The 22,785-nt window shown below is 61.0% G+C and carries 21 protein-coding genes; 18 read left to right on the top strand and 3 right to left on the bottom strand.

Annotation, left to right across the window (positions count from 1 at the left end):
• From GO986_RS12400 to GO986_RS12375, 6 genes are all read left to right on the top strand, one after another.
• Positions 1–588 (top strand): hypothetical protein (locus GO986_RS12400; protein ID WP_232337765.1); only part of this gene is annotated, 588 nt, incomplete at its 5' end.
• A 145-nt stretch (positions 589–733) separates the two neighbouring features.
• Positions 734–1,042, top strand: a complete 309-nt coding sequence (locus GO986_RS12395; RefSeq protein WP_157459621.1) for a hypothetical protein — start codon at positions 734–736, stop codon at positions 1,040–1,042.
• Positions 1,043–2,249: 1,207 nt separating this feature from the next.
• Positions 2,250–3,140 carry a hypothetical protein gene (locus GO986_RS12390; RefSeq protein WP_157459620.1) on the top strand — a complete coding sequence of 297 codons (891 nt, stop codon included), beginning with the start codon at positions 2,250–2,252 and terminating at the stop codon, positions 3,138–3,140.
• A gap of 125 nt (positions 3,141–3,265) precedes the next feature.
• Entirely contained in the window at positions 3,266–3,961 is a 696-nt protein-coding gene (locus tag GO986_RS12385) for a single-stranded DNA-binding protein (protein WP_157459619.1), read from the top strand.
• A 184-nt stretch (positions 3,962–4,145) separates the two neighbouring features.
• A complete protein-coding gene (locus GO986_RS12380) occupies positions 4,146–4,376 on the top strand; it encodes a hypothetical protein (protein WP_157459618.1) in 231 nt (76 codons plus the stop codon).
• Entirely contained in the window at positions 4,373–7,267 is a 2,895-nt protein-coding gene (locus GO986_RS12375) for an AAA family ATPase (RefSeq protein ID WP_157459617.1), read from the top strand. The genes GO986_RS12380 and GO986_RS12375 overlap by 4 nt, the downstream gene beginning before the upstream one ends.
• Before the next feature lie 1,104 nt (positions 7,268–8,371).
• Here GO986_RS12375 and GO986_RS12370 read toward each other — a convergent pair.
• Positions 8,372–8,518: a hypothetical protein gene (locus GO986_RS12370; protein ID WP_157459616.1), complete on the bottom strand. Its 147-nt coding sequence runs from the start codon at positions 8,516–8,518 to the stop codon at positions 8,372–8,374.
• A gap of 91 nt (positions 8,519–8,609) precedes the next feature.
• Here GO986_RS12370 and GO986_RS12365 point away from each other — a divergent pair, with 91 nt between their 5' ends.
• From GO986_RS12365 to GO986_RS12330, 9 genes are all read left to right on the top strand, one after another.
• The gene (locus GO986_RS12365) at positions 8,610–9,443 is read left to right on the top strand and encodes a hypothetical protein (RefSeq protein WP_157459615.1); all 834 of its coding nucleotides are present in this window, start codon (positions 8,610–8,612) and stop codon (positions 9,441–9,443) included.
• Positions 9,440–10,282 carry a GspE/PulE/PilB domain-containing protein gene (locus tag GO986_RS12360; protein ID WP_157459614.1) on the top strand — a complete coding sequence of 281 codons (843 nt, stop codon included), beginning with the start codon at positions 9,440–9,442 and terminating at the stop codon, positions 10,280–10,282. The genes GO986_RS12365 and GO986_RS12360 overlap by 4 nt, the downstream gene beginning before the upstream one ends.
• The gene (locus GO986_RS12355) at positions 10,269–11,501 is read left to right on the top strand and encodes a bifunctional DNA primase/polymerase (protein ID WP_198170638.1); all 1,233 of its coding nucleotides are present in this window, start codon (positions 10,269–10,271) and stop codon (positions 11,499–11,501) included. Before GO986_RS12360 ends, GO986_RS12355 begins: the two co-directional genes overlap by 14 nt.
• Before the next feature lie 93 nt (positions 11,502–11,594).
• Positions 11,595–12,656, top strand: a complete 1,062-nt coding sequence (locus GO986_RS12350) for a hypothetical protein (RefSeq protein WP_157459612.1) — start codon at positions 11,595–11,597, stop codon at positions 12,654–12,656.
• A gap of 110 nt (positions 12,657–12,766) precedes the next feature.
• Entirely contained in the window at positions 12,767–13,603 is an 837-nt protein-coding gene (locus tag GO986_RS12345) for a hypothetical protein (RefSeq protein WP_157459611.1), read from the top strand.
• A complete protein-coding gene (locus tag GO986_RS12340) occupies positions 13,593–15,044 on the top strand; it encodes a hypothetical protein (protein ID WP_157459610.1) in 1,452 nt (483 codons plus the stop codon). The genes GO986_RS12345 and GO986_RS12340 overlap by 11 nt, the downstream gene beginning before the upstream one ends.
• Positions 15,041–15,565, top strand: coding sequence for a phospholipase D-like domain-containing protein (locus tag GO986_RS12335; RefSeq protein ID WP_157459609.1), 525 nt, complete (start codon positions 15,041–15,043; stop codon positions 15,563–15,565). Before GO986_RS12340 ends, GO986_RS12335 begins: the two co-directional genes overlap by 4 nt.
• 2 nt (positions 15,566–15,567) lie before the next feature.
• Entirely contained in the window at positions 15,568–16,116 is a 549-nt protein-coding gene (locus GO986_RS22590; protein ID WP_198170636.1) for a hypothetical protein, read from the top strand.
• A complete protein-coding gene (locus tag GO986_RS12330) occupies positions 16,065–16,817 on the top strand; it encodes a hypothetical protein (RefSeq protein ID WP_157459608.1) in 753 nt (250 codons plus the stop codon). The genes GO986_RS22590 and GO986_RS12330 overlap by 52 nt, the downstream gene beginning before the upstream one ends.
• Here GO986_RS12330 and GO986_RS12325 read toward each other — a convergent pair.
• Both GO986_RS12325 and GO986_RS12320 read right to left on the bottom strand, forming a co-directional pair.
• Positions 16,723–17,295, bottom strand: a complete 573-nt coding sequence (locus GO986_RS12325; protein ID WP_157459607.1) for a replication-relaxation family protein — start codon at positions 17,293–17,295, stop codon at positions 16,723–16,725. The genes GO986_RS12330 and GO986_RS12325 overlap by 95 nt on opposite strands.
• On the bottom strand, positions 17,282–17,806 hold the full coding sequence (locus GO986_RS12320) for a hypothetical protein (protein ID WP_157459606.1): 525 nt from the start codon (positions 17,804–17,806) through the stop codon (positions 17,282–17,284). The genes GO986_RS12325 and GO986_RS12320 overlap by 14 nt, the downstream gene beginning before the upstream one ends.
• Before the next feature lie 1,578 nt (positions 17,807–19,384).
• Between GO986_RS12320 and GO986_RS12315 the strand changes: the two genes are divergently transcribed.
• From GO986_RS12315 to GO986_RS12305, 3 genes are all read left to right on the top strand, one after another.
• A complete protein-coding gene (locus GO986_RS12315) occupies positions 19,385–19,780 on the top strand; it encodes a hypothetical protein (protein ID WP_157459605.1) in 396 nt (131 codons plus the stop codon).
• Between the two features lie 22 nt (positions 19,781–19,802).
• Positions 19,803–20,159, top strand: coding sequence for a hypothetical protein (locus GO986_RS12310; protein ID WP_157459604.1), 357 nt, complete (start codon positions 19,803–19,805; stop codon positions 20,157–20,159).
• Positions 20,160–20,313: 154 nt separating this feature from the next.
• Entirely contained in the window at positions 20,314–22,782 is a 2,469-nt protein-coding gene (locus GO986_RS12305) for a VirB4 family type IV secretion system protein (RefSeq protein WP_198170634.1), read from the top strand.
• Positions 22,783–22,785 lie beyond the last annotated feature (3 nt).

The following is a 22,785-nucleotide window of genomic DNA, read 5'->3' as shown; positions in this document are numbered from 1 at the left end:
TCCCATTCAAGCAGGAGAAATTGCATGAGCTGGAAGCCACGTATCATTCTTCCCCACCTCAGCGCCGCGCATCTTCTGCGCAATAAGGCGCAGCGAGTTCTCTTGACTTGCCTGGTTCACCATTATCCCGAACCGGTACTACCCAACCACATCCTGATAGATACGCAGCTCACGCTTGAGCAGTTTTACGGTGCGGTGGATGCCTTGAAAAATCGCGGTTGGCTGGATCACTCATGGACGGCGTACAAGCGTCATCGCCGACGCACTTACCGCCTCACCCAGCGGGGCTACCAGTTAGCACGCGTCATCTGCTTCTTCACACGTGGATCTGTAGACGATCTTCAAGCGCCGCAGCGTAGAGATCGTCTGGACGAGTCTCCGCCGACTCACGTACCTCCGAAACCGGCAGCGGCCACTACGGAGAGTGCTGAGGTCCTGGTCAACGCGGCCCACCGGCGCTTAGAACTGCAACATCAACTGGGACAGATTCTGTCAGAACTGCTCTTGATCAGTGAGGTTGAGCAGAGGCATCGAGAGGGCCACGAAGAGAACCCGTCGGAGCCCGAGCGTGAGCAGCAGTGGAATTGACAGTCAGGTCTGCGACCATCTCATTCCCGAGCTGACTTTAGGCCTGCCACACCTTCCCCGGCAGATTCACTTCATACTGAAAGAGCCAACCTCCTGCACCCACCCCAAGGCTGGTCCCGGCAAGTTCTCTTTCCTGGAGGAAGCTATGCTGACTGCCCGATTCCAGCCTTTTGCCGCCCACCGCCGCCTCTTCCTGTGGGTGGTTGTCGCCCTCACCGCTGCATCACTGGCCCTGTTCGCCCCTATTTGGCTTCCTATGGCCCTGGTGTTGACCGTGGCCGCCATCCTCCCTGTACAGACCGAAGCGCAGCGGGTGGCAGGCATCGTAGGCCTAGGGGTCCTTGCCCTGATGGGGAGCGGCACCCTGGTCATCGGTGCCGTCTGTGCACTGCCCAGTGTCAGCACTCTCGGCTTTCTGGCCGCCACCTCAATTCTCTTGGCACGCAACCGCTAGTCCAGAACCTCATCCCTTCTACAGTCAAGCCATGATGCATGGAGCTCTGGTCGGCCAGGTCACGTCAACACCACTTCCGTTGACAGGCGCTGGCGGCCTTTTTTTTGCGGTGGATGTGAGTGGCTGTTCCTTAGAGATTGTTGTGACGCACGAACTGGCGAACAAAGCCGCTCGGCAGGTGAAACCTGGGAACATGGTGCTGGTACAGGTGCAGGGCGCCGCCACACACCGGCTTGTGGCAAGCGCGTTCGAAGTTCTTGCACCGCACCACGGTTCCATGAACATGTTCAGTGTGTCTGGCACAGTCAGCGCCTGGCCCACGGATCATGACGGTGAGCCACAGGTGCACGTAACAGTGAACGGCCTTACGATGGTCGTGATGGCACCGCACCTTCGGGAGTGGCTGACTTCCCTACGGTGTGGTCACCGCGTCTACGTTATGGGTGCAGTGTCATGCGCTGGAGCAGGCCTGACGCTCCAGGCACACCGGCTTGAGCGCCTCTTGACCTGACACACGGCCAAGCGCTGACGGCGTATAGTTGGGGCAACACTGCAGCGACACCCACTGCGCACAGTGTATTGCCTACCGGCCTTGGTCGGTCTGCTGACCGTCAAGGTCATTGCACAACCTTCGGCACTTCGCATCTCACACGCCTCTGGCGTCGTGAGACGCAGGGGCAGGGGGTTTTTTTGCGTTTGGTTGACCTGGACGTCTTCACGGACGTATTCAGGGCACCCCGACGGGTTCAAGCGGCGCATCTCGATGTGCAGAGCGAAGGAGGGCAGGACCGTCACCGTCTTCTGGTGTACGGTCAGGTGCACAACGTTATCGTTGCGCGCCCTGCTACTACAGCGTTCCGCCCGCAGATGTACCAGAGCAGTGACCATCCCCATGGCCGCCTTCGCAGCGAGCCACGGCCGGTTGTTGCCGTGCCTGAACCCGGAGCCTTCCAGTTGTTTCTAACTGGAGAGGCTTCCCGGGAGTTTCTCTACGCCTATCACCACCAGTGAAGGCAGAAAGACCCTCCATGGTTTGAAGACAGCGCCAGCATTTCTGTTGGCAGCTGACGGATTCATCCATTTGAAGGGGCCTTGAGTTCGTTCAGTTTCGTCGGCGATTCGGAAACGCAGCCTCTCCGCACACTCTGTGCCCTCACCGCTCGCGCGGCTGAGGGACCCCCCACAGCCGCGCGGAAAGGAAATACCCATGACCAGTACCCTGACTTTGCTTGCACCGCTGATGGCCCTCCGCACCCTTCGTAACGCCCTGGCGGACGAAATGGGACGTTCACTCGACCTGCTGGCTGACCTTGTGGCAGCGCAGCGGGTGAAGGTGAATCACCCGGACCGCGCCTTCAAGCACGCGGTGTACACCCTGAGTCTGGAGCATGTGGTGGTGAAGACGTGGATCGAGCGTCTCATCCAGTGCCAGCAGCAGGCTTCTAGCCCTGTCGGTGCTCTGCGTGGAAAGGTGCCGTTTGCCAATAACGACGCCTATCTCATGCGGGTGCGCGACGCTGTCTACGCCACGGTCCGTCTCCTGACTTCAGAACGTGAAGAGGCACTGGGTCCTGTCGGTTCACCGCGGATGACGATGTCCTTCCGGACCCGTCTCGCCCGCCTGACGCCAGCAGACCGTCTGTCTCCCAGTGTCCGTGAACTTCTGGTGGAGTCTTACCAGGTAGATCCGAGATCAGAGGAGGCGCTGGACTGGCTGGATTCCTTAGGTGTCATGCAGGTCATTGACCCGCAAGACGCTGTCGTCAGTAGCCACGACGAAGCATCGCTCATCCCCATGAGCCTGTTTCAACTGGCCGTTCGCGAAGCCCAGCACTTTGGTCTTGTGGACGTATATGACCCGGCTGATCCAGGACACATCATGGAACTGGCTGAGCATCTGGAGCGTGCCTATAACCCGACCCTGGCCTTTCAACTAAGGGCAGCGTTGCAGGTCAGTGGCACTGCACACCAGGCGCGAGCGTACTACCTCCCACACAGTGATATTCGTGTGGCAGAAGAGGTGGCCTGGCATACATCCAGTCACCCCGGTGAGTACGTCGGATCCACGCATCTGCCGTGGAAATCCGCCATGCACTGACGATGTCAGTGTGCGAAAGCAGTTTGCTTTCGCGGCCCTTATTGCCTGAACCGTTTGGTTCTCGCTTTGAGGGTTATTTTTTTGGCCTTTTTGGGGCCAAACCAGGGGTCGCCTACGCTGAATCCATGATTCTTCCCGCCAAATTTGGCAGTATGGTCGACCTGATCGGGTGTGTGGCCCAGATGCCGGAGCCCAGAGGTGACTGCTTGAGCTTCGTGGTAGCCGGCGAGGAACTCGTGACCTTCGCCGACGGCAACACGAAACCGATGGCCTTTTACCAGCGCTGTCTCATTGAACGTTCTCACCTTGACGCGGTGCACGTCATCAAAGGGCAGGCCCTAACTGTGGCCGGCTTTCTACACCAAACCCGCAACACCATCACGCGGGCCCCACGCACAGAGGTCAAGATTCTCAACGTGATGCCGATTGAACGGCACGCCTCGGATCTGGTTCGGGACGTAGGTCAGGGCTTCCGACTGCGAAACGGTTTCCAGCGGGTGGTGTTGAGCGGGCGCGCCGGCGCAGATGCCCAGCGGGGTTTTGTCGACCACACGGCCGTGCTGAACGTCAGTCTAGCCGTCAGTCATCCTGAACGCGCCGAGGTGAACTGGGTGGACGTCTGTAAGTACGGTGACGGGAGTGACGTGACTATCGCTCGGGGGCAGTTGGTGGGTGTCGAAGGACGCATCTGGAACCGAAACAAAATCCTCGCCAGCGGCGCGCGCACGACGTTCACAGCTGTTGAAGCCGCCCATATCTTTGTCGCCCAGGGCAAGGTCAATCGCCGAACAGATCTTCCGGCACTGACGGTGACGCCCTGAGAAGGTCTGCCACAAATGCCTATACCCACCCCCGGCCTTTTCGTTTAAGCTGAATTTGGAAGGAGGCCTTATGTTGACCAACCGTACACGTACCCAGTCGCTCTACGCAGCACTTCGCCCAATGTTCACGCCCTGGGGGCTCTGGGCAGGCGCGCCTGCTCGGTGGCACCGTACGGAAGGCGGCATGAGGCTGCTGCTGGCATGCGGGTATCTCCTGTGCGGGGCACTGGACCTCCTGCGGTATCTCGTGGCGACGGGTGTAGTGATCTTGACGCTGGCTCTGGCCGCAGTCATTGGCGTCGGCTACGTGGCTGTCATGCTGGTGGCCATCGTGGCGATGGGCGTGCTCGGCCTGAACTATTACGCGCCCGAGGGGGGCTACTGCGCGCCAGGCACGCGCCGAGGCGTGCTTTGAAATTATCGATTCAGCGTGAGCGCCTCCTGCGTGAAATGCGCCGCACAGACGTTCCGCATGTGGCACTGCTGCTGGGTCCGTCAGGGTACGGTAAATCGGTGCTTCTGGGCCAAGTGGCGCAGGCCGCGCTGGAAGCTGGCGAAATCGTGGTGCGCCTTGATCTTCGGGAACTCGACAATGACGTGTACTCACTCATTGAAGACCTCGCGCACAGCCTGCAGGGCAGGGCGCCACAGGTCAGTGCCGATATCACGGCCGCCAACGAAACACGTCCGCTCTCTGCGCGTCAATTGGCGAAGCACCTTGCCGCCCTGGAGCGGACGACTTTCTTGCTGGACCATGCCGAACGGCTGAGCGCCGAGAGTGAGGCGTGGCTGGTGGGGTTCATCCGGGCGCTTCCTGAACAGCACCGTCTGCTTATTTCCTCGAGGCAGTTGGATTCGGTCGAGGTGGCCTACTTGGTGGCCACTCAAAGCTTGATGGTTCTGGGGCCGGAGCAGCTGGCCTTCGACGAAGCCGAAGTCGCGCAACTGTCTACGCAAGCTGAGGCGACAGCGGTCAGCGACCTCACCCCTTTGAAAGGGTGGCCGATGGGCGTTGCCCTGACGGTCGCCGGCGCGTACGGCCACTCAGCCCCTGACTTGATCAAAGCCGTGTTGCGGTCGCTTCCTCCGACCCTGCAGCGTGCCCTGCCTCAACTGGCGCCGTACGACACATGGACGTCGTACCTGCCTCATTCGTTGGGGCTGGATTTGCCGGACGACTGGTTGGGGCAGTTAATCCTGCACCGCCTGCCTCTCCTGCATCACTCGGTGGGCGCACAACCACATGATCTGGTGCTGAATGTTCTGAATGAGCAGCTGCGCCAGTCGCCTGACCTGTGGACCGACAGTTACCGCGAAGCCGCGCAGCGGGCCCTCACCGATGAGCGGCCAATCCACGCACTGGATCTCTTGCTGCACGCAAATCTGATAAATGACGCCTTGGACATGGCCGAGCAGGTGATTCCGCCCCTGTTCCGCCGGAGCCAGTTCCTCGTTATTCGGTCCATCTTGGACCGTCTTCCGAGTGAGGCGGTCCAGGCATCGCCTTCCCTGGCGCGCATGTACGGCATCAGTCTCATGGAAACCGAGCAGTTGCAGGCTGGTATGGCCATCCTGCACACCTTGGCAGAACGCCCCGACACCCGGATGACGGTGCTGCCGCCTTTGGCCCACGGTCTGTTCCTTCAGGCCAGAGTGGACGATGCAGCTCAGCTGCTGGACGAAGCCTGGCAGCACTGGAACGCTTATCCAGCCGAACAGCAAGTCATTTTGTTGACCATGGCAGGCAATGTAAGCCGGGAGCGGGGAGACAGCGAAGGAGGCCTTCAAAAGCTCCTTGAAGCGACCAGGCTGGCAGAACAGCACCACCTCGATTACGTCATGGGGGTGGCCTTGATTGGCCTCAACGTGTCCTATCTGCGGCTGGCCCGGCTTGACGAAGCCATGATGGCGGTGCGCCAGGCCCATGTGATTTTCGAGCAGCTGGGCATGACTGCTCGGCTCCCCATTCCCCTTTTGAATGCGGCGATTCTTCACGGCGCCGCAGATGAACTGACTCCAGCCAACGACCTTCTCCAGCGCGCCCTGTGTATTGCCGAGGAGGCGCAGGTCAGAACAACGACCTCCATTCACTTTGCGCTCGGCCACCTGAGGATGAAAGAGGGCAAGTTCGACGAGGCCGTGACCCACCTGATGCAGGCGGTCGAGCGCGCGCGGGCCAGCAGTCGACCAGACCGTCAGTACATGGCTGAGGCCCTCTTGTCTGAGGCTCTCCGTGCGCAGTTTCAGCACGTTGAGGCGGACCGGCGGCTGGCGCTGGCCGAAAGCCTACTGGAAATCCATCCGCAGCTGGCCCAGAGCACTATGTTGGTGGATCTCCTGAAATTTCATCGGGGTCAGCGAGACCTCGCCATGGGCAATCTGGCTGAAGCGCGCGCATGGTTTGAACAGGTGCCGACCGACCTGGGCGAGTTGGCCGAGTGGGCGGTCAGAAGCCGCGCCTACCTTGCTCAAATTCACGCTGAGGAAGGCACCCTGGCTGAGGCGCACATCCGGGATTTCATGACGCTTCATAGCAAGATCAAGTCGCGGCGATACCTCACCCCAGACCTGACCATGGTGCGCCAAGCCCTGCGCGAAGCCGTCAGGCAGGGATGGTATGCAGGGGAGCTGCAGGAGTATGCCTTTGGCCGGTCTGACACCCGGCAGCGGCTGTCGATCCGTACACTGGGCAAGTTAAGTGTCTCGCTGGACGGCAAGCCCTTGCCTCTCAGCGGATCGAATGTCACGCGGGCCCAGGAACTGATCGCCCTGATGGCGCTCTTGCCACCAGCCACTTCCCAAGAACTGCAGCGCACGCTGATTGGCGAGGGTAAAGGCGATCACCGCAACGCCCTTAACACACTGCGGGCCAGCCTGACCAAAGCCACGGGAGTAAACGACGCCATCGTGCAGGACAGCACACGCCGCTATGTGTTTTCCGATGATCTGGACGTGCGGACGGATGTTGACGAGCTGCGGCGGGCGGTACGCACGAACAACCTCTTGCAGATCCGGCAACTCCTGAGTGACGGCACGGATTTTCTGCCTGGCGTCAACAGTGTATGGGCAGCTGACCTCCGCGATACTGAGATCCCAGGCGTCCTTTACAGTGCGTACGGTGTCCTGGGCAAATCAGCGCTGGAGCGGCGCGCCCTCCCCGAGGCGCTGCGGCACTTCGAACATATGCAGCTGCTCGCGCCTACCGAAGACGTGCTGCGCACCATTGTCGAAATCCACCGCAGCATGGGCAACGAACCCCAGTTGGCGCATGCCGAGCGGGACATCCAGCTCCTTTTCGCTCGTTGAATGGTCAATCTGTAGCCGCGGCCTGCCGAACCATCAGCACCTGAATGAAAGGACCGTAGGGTGAATCAGGAGCGACCTGACCGATAAGGCCATGTGGCGGCAACAGGGCGGTGAACGCCTCCAGATCAGATGGAGCTGCATAGGACTGATACACCATCCAGAAGGTGCCCCCCTGATCACGGCAAGGCGCAGCGTGACCCAGATAGACAGCGCGCCACGCTTCAGGCCGACTGTCACGTGCACCTTGTAGCGCACGAGTGACGTTCCGCCGATCTGCCGCCCGGGGGTGGGCATCACGCTGCAACTGCAAAGCGGCCAACGCTGTCTGCTCAGCACTCTCCATTTGCCAGGTAACACTGGAGCGCAGGTCGAGCGCAGCGTGGATCACGTCAGTTCACGGCGAGACAGGAATTGAGAATGGCTCAGGGCTTTCGTCCGGTCCACCTCAAGAGCCAGTCGGCGATTGAGACGGCCAGGCATGAGCATGGTAAGCAGCATAAGACCCTCGGCTTACGTTGTCGTCACAAGCCTACGCTTCAACTAATCACGGCATAGTCAGAACTAAGCAGGCGGGTCTCTAAGGTGCGCGGCATGGGAGTCGCCAGCCTTCAACGCCAAACAGAGCACCGCAGTCTGGTGCTGAATCTCCTGACGACGCATCCGTCCCTCTCACTGGCCGAGATGCGTGAACTCACGAAGTACCCTGCGCCTGTCGGATACGACACACTGGCCGCTGTCACCAAAACGCTGTGTGCCGAAGGCCTGATTGAGCGCCGTGGCGGCAACGGAGGACGCTTCCTTCTGCCGGGACGCCTGGACGAAGCGCAACGCGTTCTGCAAGCGCGTGTGCTCAGCTTTTTACAAAGCCATCCCCATCCAGTTACCTACAACGACATTTACACAGGCTTGCAACTGGACAAAACCTCTCTCACCCTCGCGCTGTCTCAGCTTGTCGAAACGGGCGTGGCCTGGCCCGTGGACAGCACCCTGGGCAAGCGGCTGTATCAGGCGACCTACCTGGAACCGGCAGCGCCGCTGGCGCCAGCCTTCTGCAGTGATCTGGCGCGCCGGATCATCAAAATCCTTCAGCGGCTCCGCAATGCTCTAGCCAGCCACGCTGACTTGACTCGACTGGGCGACCCGGCGGATATCGCTCTCGCACTCCAGCGTCTCGCCGACTACGGTCTGATCGGCCTGCGAACCAGTGATCGTCAGGGGGTCACCTACGCCATCTACAGCGACCTGGCTCACCACAGCAATGTAATCGAGCAGGTGTTGTCACTGATGACCGCTGAACTGAATCAGCCTGCTTCCCCTCTCCCCACCCAGGAGTGCCCCACCCATGACTCAATCTCCAGCGCCGAGCCCATCCAAGCCTCGAACACCCTCTCTTCAGCACCTGTGGTTGAACCTGAAACCTCTGACGGAATCAGCAGAGATGGAGGTAACGGAACTGATCGTGCTGAACGGAGTGGGCCGGAGTTTCCAGTACTGCCTGCCGGCCAATGTGGACCGGGAGACCACCTTGACGGTCGCGTTGATTCAGGCGCTCAAACGGTGCACGGTCAACACGACCGTCAACCTCCACACCCCGCACACCGAATATGTGCGGTTGGCCGACCGGCGCAGCAAGCGACCCCCTCAACTGACCCAACTGCTGAACAGCCGAAACCTCGAATTGTCACTCGCGCGCCGTATCAATGGCGTCGCGCTCTTCGCAGAATACGCGGAGGCGCTGAACGCCCATACCGTACCGCCGCTGCCACCGATGATCGACTACCGGCTGCACACCAGCTGTCTGACCGACGGTCTACAGACCTACGTGGGGGCCGTTCTGGTGGGGGTCAACCGCATTCACACCTGGCGCAACACCGTTAAAGGCGACAGCCTTTTACACTCTGAGCTGCAAGCTGCCCGCTGGGCGTTCAGCGCTCTACCTGACGGCAGCAGTATCGAGTTGCACAACCAAAGTCCGAAAACGCAGCAGCTCTGGCAAGAACCAGAAACCATTCCAGACAGCCTGAAACCGTACATGCTCAGAGTCGCGCAATTGATACAGGGAAAGCAGTTGCGCTTTCACACGCCGAAGCAGGTGATGACCACCGGGCTTTACCGGCGGCACGCGTGCCTCTTGGCTGGAACGCAGTTTGCCGATGTGGCGCGAGAGCGGCCATGAGCGGACAGGTAGACCGGGCCCTGACCGTTGAACGCCAGCAGGCCGCCAATGCCTATCAGGCTGTTCATGGTGGGGACTTTCTGGGCGCCCTGGAGGCGACCTTGAGTGCTGATGAGGTGCAGGCGGTCTGGAGCGAGTTGGCCGCCGAGCGCGGATGGACGTTCTATTCAGACCACCGAAGTCTGAGCAGTATTGAAGGCCACCTGCTGAGCCGGAAGCAGGCCCTTCACCTGGGTATCACCCCTCACCGGCAGGAATACACCGATTGCTGCGTTTTGACTCCAGACCCGGACGTGCCACTGGACCCGATCTACGCAGCCCTGGGGCCACAGGTCAAGCTCTGCCTGGTCCCCCCGTCAGTCTATGACCGGGTGTCACAGTTGACCTACCCGACAGCCCTCTGGGGCAGGCTGACTGAAACCGAGGCGCTGGCACTCGCCACTTCCAGGCACATCGGCCTGTACCTCGGGATGACCATTCAAGGGTGTCTGGAGAGCAAAGTCATTACCCATGACCAGGCTGCACGCGCACAAGCGACCGTGCTGCGGCTGCCTTACGCCGATGTGCGCCGGAGCCCACCTGACCCCACCCTACGGGCCCTTCTGCCTCCTGAAACGCAGCGCCACCTCCGGGTCTATCCGTACCAGTTGATAGACGGGACCCTGACGGTCCTTATGGAGCAGCCTGACCCCGGTGCCCTGCGGCTTCTCGCTATGACCATGCAGCGGGAAGTCCGGCCCGTCATCACGGCGGCCACCACCATCCGGGACCTCCTGAAAGAAGACGCAGATGAGGCGGCCCCCACCCACGCCAAGGAGACGGAGCTTGCCCGGACGTGACCTGATGGACGAGGCGTTGGAGGCGCGGGCTGCCGGCTTGTCGGTTATGCCGGTGAATGCAGGCGGCCTCTACGACAAGCGGCCCCATCTGGTGCTGATGGAGACCGGTCACCGCCGACCCAAGGAAGGCGTGCCGGGGCGCTGGGTTCCCGCCTGGCAGCCCCTAATGGATACGCCCGCCACAGACGACATGATTGCAGTGTGGTTCAGGCGGCCGCTGGGGAAAGGACTCGCTTTCGTCACCGGCCGGTGTTCTGAACGCATCGTCATCGATCTGGACGGTCCGGCCGGCGACGCACTCCGGATTCTATGGAACATTCAACCGCATGTCCGGACAGGCAGCGGCGGCTGGCACCTCCATTTGCCTGCACCAGCTTGGCGCGTTCCTACGCTCAATGGCAAAAGTGCACGCGCCCTGGGCCAGGCTTATCCTGGACTGGATATTCGCGGCGACGGCGGCTACGCCATCCTGCCCCCAACGGTCAGCTGCGCTGGGCCTTACAGCTGGGCGCGTCCGTTAGCAGAACTGGATGACCTGGCAGTCTTGCCACTGCCAGCACGCGTCATGCTGGGCCTGATCGAACCCGTGACCAGGCCATCCTCTATCCCCAAACTGTCGCCGCGGCCGCCGGTCATCTCCACCCCCCTCCGTTCAGCCGACTGGGCGCCGGCCATTGACGAAGCTGTCCAGCGCGCCCATGCCGGACTGGGGCGCAACGCGACTGGATTCTGGCTGGCCTGCCGACTGCGAGATCTAGGCGGCCGTGTGGAGGACGTCAAGGCCATTGCGTTTGACCGGCGTGTGCCGCCACACAACACCAAGGGGGAGCCTGAACCCTACACGGCCAGAGAATGGGCGGCGAGCGTGGACAGCGCGTTCACGCAGCCTGCATGGAACCCGCCCCCGAAGCCTGCGCCTGTGAGCGTGATGGAGAGGTTGACACGGCTGTGGCCAACCCTTGGCGATGGGGAGCGGGCCCTGGCAGTGGCATGCATTGTGGCAAGCCGGGGGGTGTCCGCGACGACACTGGCTGAGCTGTCCAGCCTTGGCGTGTCCGCCGATGCCGTAGCGCAGGCAGCGCGGACAGTTGCGGTCCAGCGGCAACTTGGCCTTTTCCCGCCTGGACTCACAGCGCTCGCCAACCGGCTCCTGCCAGCCTGGCAGGGAGTTGACGGCCGCACGACAATCGGTCACACTGAACCCCACCAAAGGGATTAGCTTGCTGAGCCTTTGGAAAACGCACCTCCCACGTGAGTGGGAGGATTTTTTTGTTATGCTGACCGTGCGTTTTCCAAATCTCAGGAGGTTAATATGAAAGACCTAGTGCGTCGGCCCTTTGGTTTTGCTTCTGCTGTTGCAGTGGAGGCTCTTACGTTCACCGTTCAAGGGAACGTGTCCCCTACGTCGGAGCTGGTCGTTCGCGATCAGTTGCAGCTGACGCGGGATGAGATTCGTCGGCAGTACGTCGCCCTGACCCAGACCGATGTGGTGTGGCAAGCCAATGTGATGGCCACCTACAAGGGTGTGCATGACACTTGGTGGAATGTCTGGTCGGCCACGCCGCCTTACTTGCTTTACCTCGCGTGCCTGAACTGGTATCAGCACGTGCAGGCCTGGCACACGGAAGCCCAGGCTGCTGCAGACAACCTCTGGAGGTTTGCAGCGCCGATTGCTTTGAAGCTCAGCGTGGAAGCTGCGCCGCAGTTCTCAGGGTGGTCGGAGGCCTTCAGCTTCATTGCGAGTAACAGCGTGGATATCATTCACCGCTGGAAGCCCGCCGGAGGAATTGCATTCCTGAAGTACTTCGAAGAGGCCAACCGCGCCGAACTGCCGAAGGGGGTTGCATTTCTCAGAGGACGTGGTCAACACCTTGACCAGCGTCTTCGCACCATTTGGGCTGCACGCGCTTCGCTGTTGGCATATGGAGTTGATCAGGCCATGATCACTCCAGATCTGATTCTCAGTGAGATCAGAAGCCAAGCCAAAGCACGTGGAGAGTCTGTGGCGAAGTTCTGGACGCTGGACAATGTTGCCGAACTGCTTGAAGCGCAGTACGAGCCGGTGTGGTCTTTGAACTACAGCGGTGAGGACGACAACAGGATGTACGGTGAAACCCTTCCTGCCAATGCAGACGTCGAGAATGATTTCGAGACGACCAGCATGCATCAGGAAGCCGGACGAGCTGCGCGCGCTTTGGCACGCGAAGGACTCTGGCCTTTGGCGATGTCTCTGCCTCTCAATGAACTGCTGCAGGCAGCGGAAGCAGGCACTCAGCCTCTTTCTGTGTTCTGCCAGCAATTCAACCTGAAGCAAGACGTTGCCCTTGAGATCGTCAGTCACATTGGCCACCTGCGCCTGTGGAGTGACATCTGAGAGACAGCGGCGCTGTCTGACCGTTCCGGTCACCTCATTTGACCAACACGTTGTGTTGCCAGATGAGGTTCTTTTTTTGGCGTGAACCTGCCTCCACCTAGGGTGAAGGTATGAAGAAAATCCTCCTCGGCCTCTGCCTGCTTTCGTCCGCCTCCCTCGCCGTTGCCATCCCTGCGACACCTGCACTGGGGAACAACATCACCAGCACGTTCAACGCGCTGGACCTTAAAGACCGGCCCCTGATGCTTCAGATCCACCAGGGGGAGACTTGGCAGCTTCAGATGCCCGATGCTGTCGCAAAGATCACGTCGGGTCGTGATGACCAGCTTGACGTACAGGTCGACAGCAACGTCATCTTCTTGAAGGCCATTACCAACTCTGGCTGGGGCAGCATGACGGTGCGACTGGCGAACGGTGACCTCATTCAGGTGGTCTACAGCCTGGCCAGCGCCAGTGGCCGCCAAATCCGCCGGGTAGTGGTTGAATATCCGGCTCCTACCGACACCTTGGAGGCGGACGGCGAGATCAGTACGCCGGCGGTGAGCACCAGCGCGGCCACGCCTACGCCGGAAGTGACTGGGCCGCAGACGGCTCCAGACTGGCTGCGCTTCGGTTTCCTGAACGGCACCCGTTCGGGCAATCAAGTCACCTTGGGCTACCGCATCACCAATGCAGGAACCGAAGCCCTGGTGTTCGACCCCAAAAATGTCCGCATGCAAGCGGGCTCGAAGCCCATGAAAGTCAATGTGACAGGCGAACAAAACACCGTCATCCGGATCAACGCCGGACAAACGGTGTACGGCCAGTTGACGATTGACACCACGGGCAGTGAAGTGGGCACGCCAGTGAGCTGGAGTTGGATCGGTGCCACCCTGAACACGGCACAGCAGTACGAAGTAGGTGGGCCCTTGACACTCGTGCTGGCCGGAACAGGCAATGACCGGTAAACATCTGATCCTGCTGGCGGCGGTCCTGAGTGGTGGGGCCGCCGCACAAGGCATCGTGTCACTGATCGACGCGCGCGTCCGGCCAAATGCCCAGGTGTACCGCAATAGGTCCCTGATCGAAGTCATAGACCTGGCGCAGCTGAAGACATGGCGCGACAACAAGTGCGCCCTGGGCAGCAAGGCCAGTTCAAGCTGTCCCACCTTCGAGTTCAGTGTGCCTTTCTTACTTGATCCGACCAATCCGTTGCGTTCCTCCCTCGACGTGAGCCGCGACGTGGCCGGTGCGCTTCAGTATGAATGGCAACGCTTTCAGGACAAGACTCGGTGGGCGGTGAGTGTCGATCTCAACCGCAGCGTCTCGGCGGCCACTGTCTTCCCCCTTCTGCCTTACGCGACTCGGCCCTTGGGGTGCACCCCCATCTTGAACAGCGCTGGGGAACTGGCTATCGCCGCAGCCAAGGTGCTGGCTGGCAATCCGGAAGACATCACCAAGAAACTGGCGACCTATCAGCTCAGCGTGCCCTCAGGCGTGACCCACAAAGACTTCAAGCTGCCAAGCGGCCTTAAGTTCGAGATGAAGGCTGATGGCGTCGAGCTGCCGAACTACGTTTACCCCCGCGTGCCCCGGAGCGAATACTGCGCGGGACGGGAAGCACCCGATCTGATTCCAGACTCGGCATATCCCCTGCCGGGCACCGTCTACATGCCAAGCTCATCGTTCTACGGCATCTCCGGCCCCAATTACCCCATGCCGGCATACTTTAACTGGGATGAGGTGCGCAGCCGCATTCGCAATACCTGCAACGAGGCCGTGAAACAGTACTACCGCGAATACCAGGAAAACGTTCTGAAGCTGTTGGCCACGAAAATGCCTGAGGCGATGCACTGGAACGGCTACACCAACTGGTCAGGCAACAAGAGCGGGATCATTTTTGCCCCGGTGGCTGGACTGATTCCCAACATCACCAAAGTAGCCAGTGTGGCTCAGAAAGCCCAACTTCCTCAGTTCGCCACCTACCTCACGGCCCAAACAGCAGCGTCGCAGCTGATCAGCAATCAGTCGCGTTCAGGCGGCAAGCTGGTGCAGCTGGAGGAACTCAAGCGGTGGCTGGAGGTGGGCTCCTTGGCCGACGCCTCTACCCAAGGAGCTGTCAATCTGTTTCAGACCTGGCAGCAACTTGAACCGATGCTCGACAAGCGGCCACAGACGTTTTTCGCTCATGCCCGCTACTGCACCTTACAGGGGTGCGTGAATGTGCCCGTGCCTATGCTGATGCCAGACACGGTGGTCACCCCTGCCGGCTGCACGGTCTCCCCTGCCAATGGCGGTCTCGGCACCATGACATTCGCCCTGCCCGCCGCGCACTTCGCCTGGGTTGCTGTCCCGGAAGGGATGCCTATTCCGGGGCTGGCAGGCAGCCCCACGCTGAGGGCACCGTGATTCGGTTCCCCCTCGGGGTCCTCCTGGTCGCCAGCATGTGGGCCGCGGTGGCCGGCGCACAGACCTCAACGAACGCGCGGCCACTGACCTCGGCTGAACGCGCCGCCGCCACACAGCTGTCCAAGCAGTACAACGCGCCGCCCCAGAAACTAGCCGTGCAGGCACCGCAACTGTACGCCAGCCTGAGCCGCGTCCAGGGCGAGGTTCTGGTGATCACATATCAGATGCCCCAGGCGCTGGCCGACGCCCTAGTCAAGGCGGCGCGCGGCGGCGCGCGGGTCACCGTCCTGACGGACCAGCGCGGCGCGCCGCTTCTCCTTCCCTTGAAGAAGGCAGGGATTGCGCTTTACAAGACGGCCTCACCTGTTGACCAGGGGGTAGTGGTGTACGGCTCCACCGTCCTGACTGGCACACTGGTCAATAAGGTTGAACGGCAAAGTGCGGCCTACACCTCGGCGACGACCGCAGAAACCTTTCGGGCCACCTGGCCGACCCTCCTCAAAATCAGTGTCAAGCTATAACCATGAAGACTGCGGCCTGGTTCTCCTTCCTCCTCCTGTGCGGCTGTGCCGGAACGCCTGAAGGCCAGACCGGCACGTGCAGGCAGAGTGGTGAGCACGCGGCCCGGCCCAGCGAAGATGACGCCGAATGCGCCATCACGACGTTTTTGACCACGATGTCGACGTGGACGATGGAAGATCTGAAGGCGGCCGTACCGAACGAAACTGAGCCTGGAAAATACGAGGTCATGCTGGCCACGCTCCAGGCTCCTGGTTACCGGGCCACACCCCAAAGGAACAGCGAAGACGGAACGGTCATCGTGGTACACCGCGCACAGGCGTGGCCCCTCCTGAACGCGAGTGGGCGAGCCGCAGCAGCAGCCCGCCTAGGACCAGGAGCCACACCGGAAGCCATCACACTGGAAAAGAACCGGTACGCCAAGGCTCAGATTGAAACTGGGCAAGTCGAGTCTCTCAGTTTCATTCTGGACCACATTCCTTTTTCTTGGGAGGGACAGCAGTGGGCAGTCAAGTCCGGACCAACGCTGATCGGGTCATTGACCCAGCCCTAATTCCCTACACCACCCATTACCGTGACCTGTCACGCCCACCGAGTCGCCCGGTGGGCGATGATCATGTAGCCCTTTTCCGTGAAATTGACCGCTGGTCGGCTGTCAGCATTCGAGATGTGGCGCAGGCCTTGGGGACAGCGGAGACCCGACTGCTGATTCAAGACCACTACCTCCTGCATGCTCCTACCTTGATCGGCGGCGTCGTCACGCTGGGTCCTGCGGCGCAGCGCCATATTCACCCCGAGCAGCGGCCTTGGGTACAGAGCACCACCGAAGCCATCAACCATGTATACGTCCGCGAAGGTGTGAAAGGGCTGCTGGCGCAGGGCCACGCTTACGACCAGGCGGCCGCCCACCACCGACATTGGATGGTGTCGCCAGAGGGGCAGTCACTGCTCGTTATGGGCAAGTGTGTCGGTGGCGGCTTCAGTCCGAGGGCGATCCGGACAGTCCTCACTCAACACCGATCCTACCTACTGTCGAAAGAGGCTCGCCTGCTGGTCCTGACGCCCCAGTTCGTGCGGCTGGGCAAGGTGGCGCAGGCCGAACCACATCTGGTCACACTGGCCCGGCTCTCGGTAGATGAGGTGGCGGCGCAAACGGCCGTCACCCTTGATCCGACCACCAGTTCAAGTGCAGCACCTGAACCCCATGGGCGCCCAGACGGTCCTGGAGGCGGCGGGCCCGCACGCCGCTGGTAACCCCCCAGACCAAACCAGCGTAGTCCCGAGAGAACTGCTCCAGCTTCTGCTCAATGACCCGCGCACGGTACGACCCGGCGTCGTATTCGATGGCCACCCGGTGCTCCCCCAGCAGATACACTGCATCGGGCTTGTTCGACCGGCCGAGGGCCGCCGCGCCAGACTGCCAGTCCTGAGGCGCGGCGGCCAGCTGAAGCCGAATCTCAGCTGTGCCAGCCAGGTGCCCCACCTGCTCTGCACTCAGCCGGCGCTCCATCGACGCTTCCAAGGTAACGAAAGGGACGACAGTCCTAGAACGCACACTGCGGTAGACGGGTTGCAAGGTCGCACTGAACTGGGTGAAGTCTTTTAGGGGCTGCAACTGCGAGGGGCTCAGGTCAAAGTGGCGCTCAAGCTGCGCGCCGCTCAGCACCCGGTCGGTGCGAAGAGCGGCGCGCAGGCGGGCCAATTTGGTGAGCAGGGGGTTACCGGCCCCCATCAAAGCCTACGAACAAGATGTTCAGGGGTGCGCCGCGGTCGATGTGACCCAGAGTGACCACTGACGCCGTGCTTTCCGGCAACTTGAAACTATTGACAGCGCCGCCCAGCAGGGTCATCCAAAACGGGGGGGCTGTTTTACTCACGGTGGTCTGGCCGTTGGCGATCACCGTCGTCCCCGCCTGCAACTGAGCGTTGGCAGCCTGCTGAACTCCGGTCAAAGTCCCACGGACCGCGTCAATGGCCGCCGAGGGAGCAGATGCACGGTAGGACGGCGTCAGGCCGATGGTGCCGTCTGCCGAGACTCCAGTCGCTCGGATCCGAAGGGCCTGCCCGGTAGGGAGGGCCAGTTCGGTGAAGGTCATCTGCACCCGTTTGGTGGCGTCCAGGGTCGCCGTACCTTTCCACACAAAATTGCCCTGCGCGGCTGGGGTGGTCACGAAAAACTCGACCGTTCCGCCTTCAATCAGATCCAAGGCCACCACCATGCGCGCAGGAATCAGTTGGCCCATTTGAAACGGCGCCTCTACGCTTGGTCCAGCCGACGGCTGGGTTCCTGCAGCACTGACCTCCACTGGCGCTGCCTCCCGCGCAGGTGCAGCGGGGGCGGCGCTGAACAGAACCCGGGTGCCGCCCCGTGCCGTGACATTCGGCGCTTCCGGAGTCGAACCGTTCGCCTGCTGCTGAACTTGCCGCGCCTCTGATGGGGCAGCGGTACCCGACTGACCGAGAGATTTGAAGCCAGCACTGGCCTTCGGATCATAGATGACCTTCAAGGCTGTTCCTGTGGCCGGGCGTACCCCGGTCGCACTCGGGGCTGGGGTATTACTTGCCGGAGCTGATGCTTGAGTGGACGGTTCAGCAGCGCCGGCATTCGACGAATCAGCCGACTGCCCTGCGCCACTTGACCAGACGGACATCCGTCCAGTCTTCTGAACCGCTGGTGACGCCGAGGCCGCGTAAACGACGTTGATGCTGGGCTTTGCAGGCGCTGCCACCGCTTCACGGCCTGGCTGAGTGGTCGGCACGGCTGTTGACGGCGCCGCAACTGTGGCAGTGGACGGCTCGGCCACGTGAACGGGTACGCCGGAAGCAGCTGTCTGCCCGTAGATATCGTCCCAGTTCACGGCGGTCTGTGGTGGTGTCGATGTAGAGGACGGAGGGGTCGCCGCCGTTACGGTGACCGGCGCGACCGGATCAGGCATCCGGGCACTTGAAACGTCGTTGTAGCTGCTGTCTGGCACCGCAGCGCTGCTGGGGGGGGGCGTGTAAACGGAAGTGGGCGGGGGCGCATAGGCCGTCGAAGCAGCAGGAGGGGTGTAAGACGAGCTGGAATCATCGTAGGCCGGTGAGGAATAGGACGGTGTGTTCAAGTCAGATGCTGTAGGTGCCACAGCGGACGCCGTAGGCGCGGTGCCCTGCCCCTGTGGAGGTGGCTGGAGTGGACTGGTGGTCTGCGAAGGATACTGCGGTAGTCCAGAGGGTGCTGTCGCGGTCTGACCTGATTCTCCTGAGGGCGTCTCTGCGGTCTGGGGCATAGGTTTCGCGGCGGTCTTTGAAGCCGACTTGGGCAGAAACATCAAGGCACCCAGCCCAAGAATGGCCACGCCCGCGGCGGCTGCCCCGACCATTCGCATATCGACGACTGGCGCGCCATTCGTGGTTTTGCGGGAAAACCGTCTGGTGACACGCTCAATGAAATTCTCCCGGCCCTGAAGCGCGGCCGCCTGTTCCTGAAGCAGCACGGACGAGTGAAGTTCGGCATCGTCTACCCGGGCCAGGGAGGCCTGGATAGCCAGCTGAGGATCACGGCCTTTGAGGGCTTCGATAACCGTTGCGAAGTCCGGGCTGTTGGGATCTTCAGGAAGCTCGAGCCCGTGAGCGGCAATCTGAGGCCGGAGCGTGTTGATCTGCTCCTGGTCGTAAACGAAATGCGGCTGCGTGTCTTCTGTCATACCGGCAGCCTAGGTGCGGCCAAGTTCTGCCCACCGCTCACCCTTCTTCGGCAATAGAGCGGGAGGGTGACGCGGCGGGAACCTGAATCCTCCTACGGTCAGGGAGTTCGCCTCGGGCGCGAACGTGGAGGAAATATGTACGCACACATGGTTCGCAGTCGCTTCACCCAGTTCAGCCAGAAGTTGGGCGTCTCTCCCCTTACCCTCGTCATCTGGCTGGGCATTTTGTCTATCTTGTTGATGGTGTGTGTTGCTGGAGCAAGCAACACTGGGGGGCCCACCAACCCTTTCGACAGCACCTTTGAGTCACAGGGCAAGATCGGCTGTGGCTGGGTCGCGTCTTTCGTCAGCTCAATTCTGGTGCGGATCATCTTCTTCGGGATGGCGATCATCGGCTTCGTGATGGGTCTAGCCCGCATGCGCAACGGCTGGGCCACCTGCGCGGTGGGCATCGTGGGGGGCATTTTGTCACTGCAGGCTATTCCGCTGGGCAAGAACCTCGGCATCGTGCCCCCCCAGTGCGGGCTGTAATTCACCGTAAGTAGAGGGCGTTATGGAATATGACCGGATCTACCGCTTTGATCAGGAGCCCGAATGGCGGTTTGGCATTACCTGGCCCAAACTTGGAAAATCCGCTGGCGTCGGCACGGTGGTCTTCCTGCTGATTGGCGGCGTGGTCCAGGGCATTCCACTGCTGGCTATCCTCCTGGGGGTGGTCGTGGCGACCTATCTCGCCATTGCCACGTATGAGCGGGCCGTGCCCAAACGTTACATCCAGAACCTCTACTACTACATGACGACGCCGATGGTTTTCTCGGTCACCAACGACAGTCATCCCCTGCCACTCGCGGTGCCCAGGCACCTGGCCTCACCTCAGCGCCCCAAGGCGTTGCACCCCGCCCAGCCTTAAGTCCAACAGTGCAGCCGACCCGTTACCAGCAACGGGTCGGCTTTGTTCTTGGGGCCAACCAGAAAGCTCCTACGGTAAATCCATGTCTCTAATTGCGATGCTCCGAAGTCGGCTCGTGCCCCATCGCCCGTCCAGCTGGACTGAGAAGTCCGTCATGCTGGGCATTCATAAGAACGTGCACTTTGCCCGGAACGGTACATCCGAGATTGGCTTTGAGGTGTTCCTGCCGCCATCACTCTTGGTGGACGGTGTTCGGCGTGACGCCATCAAACACACCCTCAACGTGCTGCTCAGCCGGGCGCTCCCCGTAGGTGCACGGGGACGGTTCATTGTGGACAACGCCGATCTGGAGGAGTGGGAACTGAGGCGCTGCACCTTGGCCGTCCCCCAAGACGCCAGCGTCCTGAGCGAAGTGATCGAGGCCGACAATGCGAGCCTTACCCGCGCCCGAAAGGCCGGAGAGCTCAAGGTGCTGCGCTACTACCTTCTGGTCAAGCTCGACCGCAAGATTCCCAAGGGGCGGAGTTTATCGGAACGGGAACGAGACCTGATGACGGACTACGCCAATGCCTTTGCCAATCGTCTGGGCACGGCCTTGGACGCGGCCGGCTGGAGCCCTCTGCGCATGCAGTCCCAAGACATCGCCGACCTCATCTACAAGTACCGCAACCGGCAATTCGGGCGCATGGCAAAGCCGTTCCGGAGTGTGGTCCCCACGGGCGCCCTGGGTGCCCGCGAACTCCAAGGAAATCCCAATCATGACCTGCCGTCGCCCCGACGCCAGATGTCTGAATCTTCGGTCGACAAATCCAATCCCGGATTTCTCGTCGTCGGCAGCCACCTGGTCAATGTGGTCAGTTGGACGGAAATCGAGGACGGTGGCACCCAGAGCGGGATGCTGGAGCACCTGCTGACAGTCATGCGTGAAGTGGATTTCTTCCTCATGATCGACTTCGTGATGGTGAACCCCACCACCAAGAAAGCAGCACTGTCTTACAAGGCAGAAGGCGCCAAAAACAGCATTGAAGATGGCGGCGGATCGGCCAATCAAGCCATCAACGACGAGATGCAGGAAGCGCTCTACAACCTTACGCGTGGTCACGACAAGATGGTGCTGTTTGGCGTGGCTATGGTGATTTACGCCAAGACCATTGAGCAGCTTCACGACAGCACCCGGCGGGCGCGAACTGAAATGGGTCAGGTGGGCGGTGCCATTGCCCGCATTGGCAACGTGGAAAACATCAAACAGTACGAACTTCTGGAGCCATTCAACGGCCAGAACAACCAGTATCTGTTTGACGGACGCACCCTGAACGTCGCAGCGCTGATCCCGCAGGTTGGGTCCTGGATCGGCACAGAAGACCCCCTGGTGGTCTTTCGCAATCGTCAGGGCGGCTTGACTCCAATCAATCAAGCCGTGGGCACGAACAACTCGGGCACGTTCATCCTCGGGGGCGCAGGCAGCGGCAAATCCAACCTCAACATGACGATGCTGCTCAATGTTTGTGCACTCAAGGGCCGAGTCTATATTCTCGACCTCAAAGAGGATTACAAGACGCTGGTACAGGCCGTTGAAGGCGAAGTAATCACCATTCGACCTGGGGCCAAGCTCCCCAACGGCGATCATGTCCGCATCAACATGTTCGACTTGCCTGTTGGCGAGGTGCGGCCGTCATCCGATAAACGCAACCTGCTGATGGGCATGTTCAAAGCCATGCTGATGTCCAGTGGAGGCCTGGGACCTCTGGACTACACCATCCTCACCAGCGCCATTGAATCAGCGTATGCACTGGCCGTGGGCAGCATTCCAGGGATGGAAGAACTGACGGAGTATTACAAGCCTTTTTACCTCTCAGACTTCGTGCGCATCATGCGGAACCTGCCCACTGTGGCCGGCGTCGCACCCGACGACACCATGCAGCAGGCCATCAAAACGCTGGCCGCTCGCCTGGGGGCCTTCACCGGCAATTCGCCTCTGGGCCCTTTCATGGACGGACCGACGACCGTTCGCGTTCAGGCCGACGTCACCTGCTTTGACATCTCGGCCATGCGCGAGGAGTCCGCACGGGAACTCCGGCGAATCGGCATGATTCTGCTGGTTGACCTGATCTGGCGCAGCGGTCTAGAGAGCCCAGGGGTCATCAAGTACCCCGTCTTCGAAGAGCTGGGGGCCATGGCCGAGATCGAAGAGGCCGCCACTTTCGTGGCAAACATGTTCAAAGTCGGCCGTTCGGCTGGCTTCTGGCCAGTTGCCATAACGCAGGAAATCGGCGACCTGATGAAAGTCAAAGGCATCATCAACAACAGTGCCCTGCGCCTGATCGGCAACGTGTCTGAGGAAGAGGCCGAAGAAATTGTCAAGGCCTTGAAACTGAGCCCGGCGACACACGATGCAATCAACAGCCTGGGCGGCGGCCGCGACTTCCGAGAATACGTGGCGCTTCTGGAGTTGAGCAGCGGCGTTCTGGTGGGCGACGTGATTCAGAACCATTTGCACCCTTTCAAATACTGGCTGACAACCACCAAACAGGAAGACACCACCCGGCTGGCCGCGTACGCAGAGCGGCTCGGCGGCAACCGAGTGGCTGCGGCCAAAGCGCTGGCCGGCATCGTGGCCGCCTAAGGA

The sequence above is a fragment of the Deinococcus arboris genome (genome assembly GCF_009755355.1).
GTDB classification, from domain to species: domain Bacteria; phylum Deinococcota; class Deinococci; order Deinococcales; family Deinococcaceae; genus Deinococcus; species Deinococcus betulae.
Note: the sequence above shows the minus strand (reverse complement) of the source record. Positions and strands in the feature narration are given on the sequence as shown.